Source organism: Syntrophotalea sp., assembly GCF_050253115.1.
Classification (GTDB): domain Bacteria; phylum Desulfobacterota; class Desulfuromonadia; order Desulfuromonadales; family Syntrophotaleaceae; genus Syntrophotalea; species Syntrophotalea acetylenica.
In genome coordinates this window covers 1-10,354 of sequence record NZ_JBFWJQ010000025.1, presented here as the reverse complement: position 1 = coordinate 10,354, position 10,354 = coordinate 1, and the positions used below count along the sequence as shown (strand labels likewise).

7 protein-coding genes and 1 riboswitch are annotated in these 10,354 nt (G+C 53.6%); of the genes, 5 read left to right on the top strand and 2 right to left on the bottom strand.

Annotated elements, in window-relative coordinates:
- The first annotated feature begins 1 nt into the window (after position 1).
- The 3 genes from xerD (at position 2) to AB7E65_RS04455 (ending at position 5,766) form a co-directional block, all read left to right on the top strand.
- Positions 2-889 (top strand): site-specific tyrosine recombinase XerD, encoded by an 888-nt coding sequence (gene xerD, locus AB7E65_RS04465; RefSeq protein ID WP_072287766.1) that lies wholly within the window; start codon positions 2-4, stop codon positions 887-889.
- A 37-nt stretch (positions 890-926) separates the two neighbouring features.
- The gene (locus tag AB7E65_RS04460; RefSeq protein WP_407058575.1) at positions 927-2,147 is read left to right on the top strand and encodes a cofactor-independent phosphoglycerate mutase; all 1,221 of its coding nucleotides are present in this window, start codon (positions 927-929) and stop codon (positions 2,145-2,147) included.
- A gap of 923 nt (positions 2,148-3,070) precedes the next feature.
- A riboswitch (cyclic di-GMP riboswitch) is annotated at positions 3,071-3,147 on the top strand.
- A 165-nt stretch (positions 3,148-3,312) separates the two neighbouring features.
- Entirely contained in the window at positions 3,313-5,766 is a 2,454-nt protein-coding gene (locus AB7E65_RS04455) for an Ig-like domain-containing protein (RefSeq protein WP_428745339.1), read from the top strand.
- 80 nt (positions 5,767-5,846) lie between these two features.
- Here AB7E65_RS04455 and AB7E65_RS04450 read toward each other — a convergent pair whose 3' ends face one another.
- Positions 5,847-7,178 carry a lipopolysaccharide biosynthesis protein gene (locus AB7E65_RS04450; protein WP_428745338.1) on the bottom strand — a complete coding sequence of 444 codons (1,332 nt, stop codon included), beginning with the start codon at positions 7,176-7,178 and terminating at the stop codon, positions 5,847-5,849.
- Between the two features lie 43 nt (positions 7,179-7,221).
- Positions 7,222-8,424: a hypothetical protein gene (locus tag AB7E65_RS04445; protein ID WP_428745337.1), complete on the bottom strand. Its 1,203-nt coding sequence runs from the start codon at positions 8,422-8,424 to the stop codon at positions 7,222-7,224.
- A 286-nt stretch (positions 8,425-8,710) separates the two neighbouring features.
- Here AB7E65_RS04445 and AB7E65_RS04440 point away from each other — a divergent pair, with 286 nt between their 5' ends.
- Together AB7E65_RS04440 and AB7E65_RS04435 are read left to right on the top strand one after the other, a co-directional pair.
- Positions 8,711-9,748, top strand: coding sequence for an ATP-grasp domain-containing protein (locus AB7E65_RS04440; protein WP_428745336.1), 1,038 nt, complete (start codon positions 8,711-8,713; stop codon positions 9,746-9,748).
- 78 nt (positions 9,749-9,826) lie between these two features.
- On the top strand, positions 9,827-10,354 hold a 528-nt coding region (locus AB7E65_RS04435), incomplete at its 3' end, for a glycosyltransferase (protein ID WP_428745335.1).

Here is a 10,354-nt window from a genome sequence, read left to right as displayed (position 1 = left end):
TATGGATCAATACCTCGATCTTTTTCTGAACTTTCTGGTGGTTGAAAAGGGCCTTTCAAACAATACGCTGGATGCCTACGGCCGTGATCTCGCCGGATATCTGGAGTTTCTTTCCCGCAGCGGTGTCGCCTGTCCTGACCACATTGGGCCGTCGCTGGTCGTTGCCTTTCTTGCGGTGCTCAAGGAGCGCGGCCTCTCGCCTCGCAGCCGTGCCAGAAAACTGGTTTCGCTGCGCATGTTTCACCGCTTTTTGCTGACCGAAGGCCTGGCCGCGACCAATCCTGCGGCGTTGGTGGAGGCTCCCAAAAGCCTGAACAAGCTGCCGCAAACCCTGTCCCCTTCTGAAGTCGAGCGTCTGCTCGGCGCGCCTGGCGGCGCTACCTGCTACGACCTGCGGGATCGCGCCATGCTCGAAATTCTCTACGCGACGGGCCTGCGCGTTTCGGAACTGGTCGGACTCACGCTTCAGGATCTGCAGCTCGATGCCGGATATCTCACAACTATGGGCAAGCGCAGCAAGCAAAGGGTCGTGCCGCTGGGCGATACCGCCAGGGATGCCGTGCTCGATTATCTGCAACATGGCCGATATGAGTTCTGCGGGGAAGGGGGGGGTGGTTTTTTGTTCCTGAACCGTTCGGGCAACGGGTTGACACGACAGGGGTTCTGGAAGATGATGAAGCGTCGGGCCCTGGAAGCCGGGATCCTTAAAAACATCACGCCTCATACCCTGAGGCACTCTTTTGCCACCCATTTGCTGGACAATGGAGCCGATCTGCGGGCGGTTCAGGCGATGCTCGGTCATGCCGATATTTCAACCACCCAGATTTACACCCATGTGAGCCGGGAACGGCTCAAGAATATACACCAGCAGCATCACCCCCGAGGCTGACCGGGGGAGGTGATTGCCTTTGTTCATAGAGGATATGATGAAATATGTCGTGTTGTTAGGAGACGGCATGGCCGATGAGCCGATGCCGGAGTTGGGCGGGAAAACCCCTTTGCAGTGTGCTCGTACCCCTTTTATGGACCGACTTGCCCGTGAAGGTCAAATCGGCCTGGCGCAGACCATCCCGGAAGGTTTCCCCCCCGGCAGTGATGTTGCCAACCTGTCCGTGTTCGGATACGATCCCGTGCAATGCTACAGCGGGCGTTCGCCGCTGGAAGCCGCCAGCATGGGGGTTTCGCTGGCCCCGGAAGATGTATCCTTCCGTCTCAATCTCGTCACTCTCGGCAAGGATGGCGACGGCGAGATCATGGAAGATTTTTCGGCCGGGCACATCACCACCGACGAAGCCCGTGAAATCGTATTGACCCTGCAGAAAGAGCTTGGAACGGAGAATTTCCAGTTTTACCCCGGGGTGTCCTACCGTCATCTTCTCGTCTGGCGGGGCGGTGTCGACACCATGAGCTTTACCCCTCCTCACGATATTACCGGGCAACCGGTGGGGGGACAATTGCCCCGTGGCGAGGGTGCAGAGGTGCTTCTGGAACTTATGGAGCGGGCCAGGAGTATTCTCGCCTCGCACCCCGTCAATGAAAAGCGACAGGCGGAGGGCAAGCGCCCCGCCAACGCCATGTGGCTGTGGGGGCAGGGACGGGCTCCCCACATGCCGACTTTGCAGGAGCGTTTCGGATTGAGCGGGGCTGTTATTTCCGCCGTGGACCTGATCAAGGGCATCGGTATTTACGCCGGGCTCGATGTAATCGATGTTCCGGGGGCGACCGGGTACATCGATACCAACTATCGCGGCAAAGCGGAATATGCGCTGGAGGCGTTGAAGACACGGGATTACATATATGTGCATGTCGAAGCGCCCGATGAAGCCTCCCATGGAGGGTTGCTGCAGGAGAAAATCCGCGCCATCGAAGCATTTGATGAGATGGTTGTCGGCACCGTTTTTGAGGGGTTGCGTTCCATGGGGCCTTTTCGTCTTCTGATTACCCCGGACCATCCCACTCCGCTGCGGCTCATGACGCACACCAGTAAACCGGTCCCCTTTATCCTATATGGCAGCGAAGGGGAATTCGCCTCACAACCTGAGGCCGCCTGTTATGATGAAGCAGCGGCCGCTGCGTCGGGACTCTTTATCGAGAAAGGATCCCAATTGATGGAAATGTTGCTCGCCTCACGGAACCAGGGGGCGTGAGGGCCTGACCGGCTGAAAAATGACCTTTTGTGTTAAGCGCATGGCGCCAAATGGCCGGGTGGTTCAATCCACCCGGCCATTTTTCGTCGATGATTCAAAATGTTCAGGCCAATTTTCCAAACGCAAAAGTTGCTTAACGCAGTGTAGCCAAGCTCTGCCTGGCGGGATTTTATCCATCGGCAAGCCAAATGCGCCTTTTCCCCGGCTGTATTTGGCTTTCGGATTTGTCTGTTGTCGCGATATGGTGACATCCTTCGAAAAACGGATTGTTTTGTCATGTGTACGACACGAAATACTCGCACTGTTTTCCTAACCTACTGAATTTAGATGTCTGATACGGAAACAACGATTTGATGGCGACTGTCGCTGGCAGGTGACAGGGGTTTTTGCCCGATACCGGGTCTTGCCATGGTCTCGCAGATTGATTTTTTGCCTGCTCGGTATAATCCGGTCATTTTTTCTGATTCGATCCTCTCAATAGCCGATCCGTCATGTCTCCATTTTCCTTCCTTTTTCTGATCTTCGAATATCCTGAACACCTGCCTGTTTGTCAAAATCCAGGGTAAACCATCGAAATGACGCACCTGGCCGGGATGCTAAAGCGATTATTCGTATAGACCCATGGTTTTTGTATCATTAGATAAAAGACACAAAAAAAGACAGTTTTCATTATGGCCTGGCGCACTAAAGAGTTTTTAAGTAATTGAATTATCGATGAAAACTTGGCATGTGGCTTGCTCAATGGCTTGCTGTGCCAGGGAATAATCGCCAAATCGGGCTCATGAGAAATACGAGGAAATCCTGTGATCCGGTGAACAGGCAGATGATTTCTTGTCCTGGTTTTCATCCGGAGTTTCCGAATGGATCCTGTCCTGGTAGCCCCATAAAACGAGGTAAGGAGGTGCCGATGGTATAGGGAAAATTTTCGCTCAGGGCAAAGTCGGAGAGATCCGGCCACGCAAAGCCACGGGTCCAGCGCATGGATAGCCGGGTTGCCGAAAATCCTTAAAACCGGAAAACACCTCAAGGTCAGTCGGTATGTGTGTGGCGCTATGCTTTGGCATTTGCAAAAGGTCAGCGCCTTTTTTGTATGCATGACAAGGCGGACGACAGAATCCGCATTTCAAACCTTCACGTTGAGATTAAAACCGTAAAGAGGGAATCGATGAGAAAAAACCTGAAAACAACCTATCCAGGAAATGCATGGTTTGCCGCTCTGGCAAGCTTGTTGTTGCTCGTGATGCAGTTCGGGTTTCCGGCGTTGTCAGATGCGGGACCCCGGGTGCCGAAGGCCGTAACCCTGTCCGCTGCCTTGAGCAGTACCGGAAGCCAGGTGAATCTGACCTGGACTTCACCCAATATGATCCCTACGGGGTTTCTGATTGAACGCAGCCAGCAGGCCAGCAGCGGGTATGTGCAGGTCGGCGCGGCCAGCGGAAGTGCCATCTCGGCGACCGACGCGCCCGGTGGGACAACCGGTTCGTATTATTACCGCGTGCGCGGGTATGTCACCCTTGGCTCCAAAACCTACTATTCGGATTACAGCAATGTGGCTGGCGTAACCCTGATCGCCACTGAACCGACGGATGATGCCGCTCCTTCGGTAATCATCTCTTCTCCCGAGACCGATCTGCAGGTCAACAACGAGCAGACGTTGACCGTCATCGCCGCAGCCAGCGACAATGTCAAGGTGACCCGTGTCGATTTTTACAATGGCAGTGCCCTTATCGGCAGCGATACGACCAACACCTTTTCAGCATCGCTTCCGTTGAACAAGGACAACAACGGCACGCACAGCATTTACGCCGTTGCACATGACGCCGCGGGCAACAGCTCCAAATCCGCCAGTGTCAATGTGGTGGTGGATATCGTCGATACCGTGGAGAGCCCCACCACGGAATCGTATCCGGCGCCGGTGCTGGATGCGGTGACGGTGGACGGCAGCAACTTCGTTCTGAAATGGTCCGTTCCGAGCAGTGCCTCCGGCCTTCCCGAAGGCGGCTATGACCTGGTGATCGACGGCGTCGATACCGGCAGCACCCATCGCACCACCGCCACCACCGCCACCATCGGCGGCCTGGAGGCCGGTGTCGCTCATACGTTCATGGTCGAGGCCCGCTGGACCCAGGCCGAGCCGGATCAATTTCCCCGCTCCAATCAGGTTCAGGGCATTATCCCAGTAAACGCCTATCCGGCGCCGGTGCTGGATGCGGTGACGGTGGACGGCAGCAACTTCGTTCTGAAATGGTCCGTTCCGAGCAGTGCCTCCGGCCTTCCCGAAGGCGGCTACGACCTGGTGATCGATGGCGTCGATACCGGCAGCACCCATCGCACCACTGCCACCAGCGCCACCATCAGCGGCCTGGAGGCCGGTGTCGCTCATACCTTCATGGTCGAGGCCCGCTGGACCCAGGCCGAACCGGATGAGTTTCCCCGCTCCAACCAGGTTCAGGGGATGATCGAAGCAAGCTCCGACGCGGGGACAACCGACACGGCGACCCGCCAACCGATGTCCCTGCGCGGCAACCCGTCCTTCGATGCGGCGCAGTTGCCCGAAGAGGCACGCCTCTGGTATCAGCGCCTGTGGGCATCCATTGAAAATTCGAATCAGTATCTGAACGCCACCACCCTGGCCGAAAGCAATGACACCTACAACTACGCCCGTCCCCTCAACACCCATATCACGTCGCTGCTGCATGCCTTCCGTATGACCGGCGATCTGCGCCTGCTGGACGAGATCGACCGTCTGGCCCAGATCATGCGTTCCAAGCTAAAGGACTGGTCTATTCTGGTCCTGAACGGAACGACCTACCAGGCTGACGGCTACCTGAACTGGCTGTACTTTTACGATGCGGGATACGAGGGCACCGATATCCACCAGATGGATGAGATGCTTAGCCACTCGCTGGTCGCGGCCTTTGCCTACGCCTTCCATGCCAACCGGGACCTCGATTCACGTTATGCCGAGCGGGCAACTTTCTGGACCGGTTACCTGAAAAATCACTTCGAGGCCAAATGGCGCAAAAGAAAAGGGATTGCCACCGGTTTTCCGTTCCTGACCAAGCTGCTGACCCATGTCTATGTACAATGGATCCGCTATCACTACTATATGCATAAGCTGACCGGCGAAGACGGTTATTACAACGAAGCCGTCCGCCTGTCACAGGATATCAAAAACCACATGGAGTATGTCGGTACCCCCCTGGGCACCACCGCTCAATGGGATCATGGCATGCCGGAACTTGGCGGCAGCACCCTGGGCCCCCAGCCGACCAACTATGCCCGTTATACCATGCAGGGCATGGCCGATCTGGCATTCGAGAATTTCAGTATCTTCGATAACGACAGTCTGCTGACTTCCGTGGCCAATACGGCGGCTTATTACGTATTGAACAGCAAGGCACCCTCGGCCATCGCCTATTATATCGATGGCAGCGGCGAACAAACGGATGACCTCTATGTCATTTCGCCTTTTACCGCAATGGCCTATTGGGACGCATCCGGTAAAATCGTCAACCTTTCCACGCAGATTTTTCAGAATATCGAAGGTGATGAAACAACGCCACGACGGATTTATGTCCCTGCGGGCCTGTTTCTGAATGCCATGAAAAATAAATAGAAAACATCCGTAGCTGAAACACGACGGCCCTGCATTTTGTGCTGCAGGGCCGTCGTTGTGTTTGGGATACAGAGATCGGATCAGATGCCGTTATCGGCCTTTATCACAGTTCTTCGGCAAACCAAAACCCAGATCCACAGGATCAAGGTCAGGTTCAGGAGAAATCCTAAAATGGAAAAGGCGATAATAGTGCGCAGAGCATCCCAGTAAATGCCGCCGGCGACCAGTATGATGGTCCGGGATGAGAGAATGAGGCATTCGAAAAAAAACAGGTTGCGCTGCTGCCTCAGGATCCTGGCGAACAATACGGCAGGAACATTGCTGAACGAAATGAAAATCCACAAGATCAGCCATCTTACGTAAATGCCCGCGGTAAGCCATTCCTTGCCGAAAATCCAGGGGAAAAAGCGCGGCGCCCAGACGAAAATGATGATGGTTGGCAGGGCCGCCAGCAGCATCAGGCCGCAGGTCGATTTGACGAACAGCGGTTGGATGTCCTGTCCCAGATTGTCGACTTCGCTGGCTTTTTGAAACAGTACCTGGCGCAAAGGCCGTAATATGAAATTAGTTGGCAGGTGCAGGATTTTCATGCCGAAAGCATAGGCGCCTGCGATGGCGATGCCGTAAAAATGCCCCAGAAGCAACACCGGCAACCCCTGGGAAAGAGCATTCATGAGGTTCTGTGGCGCGGAGTACAAAGGGAAATCGCGGTATTCCAGGGAGGTTGCTTTTACGTTGTGCCAGTGAAAAAAATAGCCTGCCTGGTCCAGATCCTTTTTGAACACGTTCCAGAGTTTCAGGCTGGCAATGAACTGGGAGACTACCGAGCCAAGAATCAAACCGACGGCGCCTGCCTGAAGCAGGCCGCTCATCAGCCAGATACTCACTGATGCCAGCGACTGGACGATCTGGGCTCTGGAGGTTTCGGCAAACGCCTTGATGCGCACGCACCAGGCCTGCAGGGTCTGGTGCAGGCCAAAAGCCAGGGCCGAGATGGCGAGCAGGGGCACGAACCACCATGCTTCGACCTTTATCAGGTTCCGGATGATGTCGGGCGCGACAATGCCGGTCAGCAGACAGAGAACAGTGATGGCCGCTACGGAAATACAGGCGGCAAAAAACAGGTTCAGAGCCTCGATTTTTCCCCTGGGAAGCATGATAGCCTGGGTATATTGAAGCGTGACGATGGCCGTAATGACTCCCAGTACCGAGTTGTAAGAGCCGAATACACCGAAATCCGTCGGGGAAAAAAGGCGGCTGATGACAGGCATCAGGGCAAAGCCGATTAACTGAGCGATCGCCGTGCCCGACATGACAATGGAAAGGTTGCGCAGAAAAGAGCCTTTTCTGAAGTGTTTTTTCCAGAACCTTTGGAAGACGCCAGACCCGATTTTCACGCTATCGTTGATCATTCTCCCACCTTTTAAGCGGATTCAGCTTGTCGTTACTGGTTCTTCAATTCTGGCATCGCCATGGCGGTGGCGCTTGCCGCGCCAATGAAAAAACCATCCCGGCGGGAATGTAAATCCTGCGGGGATGGTCCGGGTTTTCCTCGGCCAGAAAATAGGCTTTTTCCGATATGCTCAAGATTTTACGGTCGTCGGACCATCGGCCGAGCATCGTCCAGGGGGAAATTGCATAGCGGGCTGCTGTCTCCCGTTTTTTACCTGAACCATCGATATGAAAGGCGAAGGTTGCTCCAGTGGGGTCGTTCATTACGAAGTGAGCGAGAGTGGCGGCCAGGTCCTCCATGAACCCGGGCTCTGAAAAAACATCGAAATTTTCACTGGCGAGATCTGCCGCAGCCTGCACTGTATAGCGCGCGTATTGAAAAGGCTGCGGATCGTGCGCGAGATGCCCTTTGACGGCCATGGTGTGATTCCACATGGCCGCGGTTCCTTCCCGGACCGGAATTTTTCGTATGTGGCGCCGCACCGTTTCCGCCATGCGGCGTGCCTCGTTTTCATACGCTTCGTTTCCGGTCAACTGCGCCATGTAATAGTGGTAGCGGATCCACTGCATGGTGACGTGGATGAGATGTTTTTCCAGAAAGGGAAAGCCCCGGGGGATTCCCTTGCGTTTACGCCATTTTGCTTCGAAGTGGTTGGCAAGATAATCGGTCCAGAACCGGGCGCGTTCGGCATACCTCGGGTCCAGGTCGCGGTTGACCTGATAGGCATGGGCGATCGCGGCAATCAGGGCATGACTCAGCATTTCGTCCATTTGATGAACGTCCGTGCCTTCGTATCCTTTGTCATGGCGATACTGCCAGTTCAGATAGCCATCGGTCTCATGGATATTGCCGCCTCTGCGCAGGACGGAGCGATCCCTGAGCTGTGCGCGCATCAGTTCGGCCAGTCGGTCGACCTCGGCGAGGATGCGCATGTCGCCGGTGATCCGGAATACCTGCAACATGGAGGTGATGTGGGTATTCAGGGCGCGGCCGTAATGATAGGTGTTGTTGCTCTTGGCCAGCAGGGTGGCGTTGAGGTATTGCCGGGGATTGTAGAGAACCGCCAGAAACCGGTGATACCAGGGTGCGATCTCCTCTGGAAGTTGCTCGGAGGAAAAGCCGGGATCCGCACGCAGCGGCAGACAAAAGGCGGGTCGCCTGTCCTGTGTGGAGAAGGGAATCGACGGCAGCCACCAAAAAGCCATGAGAACTGGCACCAATAGCAGGAACAGAAGTTTGCCTTTTTGGGTCATCGAAATCCTTACCTTGTGGCGGGCAAAGATGCATCCCGGTGAGAACCGTCTCCATGATGACAGATATCATTGCGTGCTGCAGTAAATTGTAGCAGGTCCCTGCCCCGGCGTCAGGCACATAGGGGTAAACCTGTTACAATGGGAAACAGATCAGATGCTGCCAAAAAGCAGCTGTGAGGCTTATGGTCAAGCCGGTGAAGGGGTGGAAAAACACATATATATTACCAGGAGTGAATCGATGAAGATTGCTATTCATGCCGGGGAAGGCGACTTTTCGAAACGCTGGATAGACTACTGCCAGGAAAAAAAACTCGTTTTCGAGATAGTTGATTGTTTTGATTCAGATATTATTGATACGCTTCGCGATTTTGACATACTTCTGTGGCATTGGCGATGGATACAGCCAGAATCCCAACTGGCCGCAAGACAGATCGTTGCTTCAATTGATAAAATGAACATTGTAAATTATCCAAACCTTAATACATGCTGGCATTACGATGATAAACTAGGGCAAAAATATTTATTGGAAAGTATTTCCGCTCCTACTATAAAAACATGGGTTTTTTATGATAAGAAAAAAACCCTTAAATGGATAAATGACACGGAATTTCCAAAAGTATTTAAATTGAGGTGTGGTTCGGCATCTGTAAATGTGAGCCTTGTTAAAAATAAAAAAGAAGCCATAAAATTGTGTACCAAAGCATTTCACAATGGATTTATTCCACGAGGTTCCTATTTCAGTGATACAAAAACCAAAATTAAAACAATCAAAAACCGGCGCATGCTTTTCGAAAAAATTAAAAGAATTCCGCAGTCCCTGCAACATATTGCAGCATCGAATCGGGTGATTCCCAGGCAGATCGGCTATGTCTATTTCCAGGAATTTCTGCCAGGAAACGATTGCGATCTGCGAATGACCATCTTGGGTGGCAAAGCCTTTGGCGTGATGCGAAAAACCAGGGAAAATGACTTTCGGGCCAGCGGTAGCGGTGTTGTTATTCACGACCCCGCCAAAGTGGATTTGCGCTGCGTAAAAATTGCTTTTGAAACAGCAAGAAAGATCGGTGCCCAAAGCCTGGCCTTCGATTTTCTCTGGGACCGGGACGGACAACCGCGCATAGCAGAGATGAGCTATTGTTTTCCGGAGCGTGGGGTGAAAGGGTGTCCGGGTTGGTGGGATGAAAACCTGGGCTGGCATGAAGGCAGTCTCTATCCCCAGGACCTCATTCTGGAAAGCATGGTCGATGAATATCAGCGAAAAATTACGCGTACTTGATGCTGGCTCCGTAAATGCAGCCTTTTTGCCAGAAACAAGAACATGCGCTGCGGTTTTTGAAAAAGTCCAACCGGAAAGATGCGATGCATGGAGACAGAGTCGAGGCGAATTATCGTTTACTTGCCCGCGTTGACGGGAGGAGGGGCTGAAAGGGTCATGCTCAACCTCGCTCACGGTTTTATATCCGCGGGGTGCGATGTTGATCTGGTGGTTTCCAGCCTGTCAGGTCCTTACCTGGCTGAGGTTCCTGAGGGGGTGTTGTTGCATGACCTCGGAACGCGCCGGGTGTCGAGATCCTTTTGGAAATTCTTTCATTTTATCAAAGCCCGGCCGCATGCCGTTGTCTTTACCACGCTGCAGTACGCGAACATTTTCTGTCTGCTGTTAAAAATTTTTTTCCGGATTAAAAATCCGGTCTTTATACGGGAATCCAATGCCGTATCCCGGAAATTGCGGGGACGAAACCTTAGGGAACGTGCTTTTCGGTTTTTGATCCAAACCCTGTATGCATCGGCCGATGGCATTATCGCGGTGTCCCGGGGCGTAAAGAGCGATTTGACGGCCAATTTTCGGATTCCGCCGCAGAACATTGCGGTTATTCCGAAT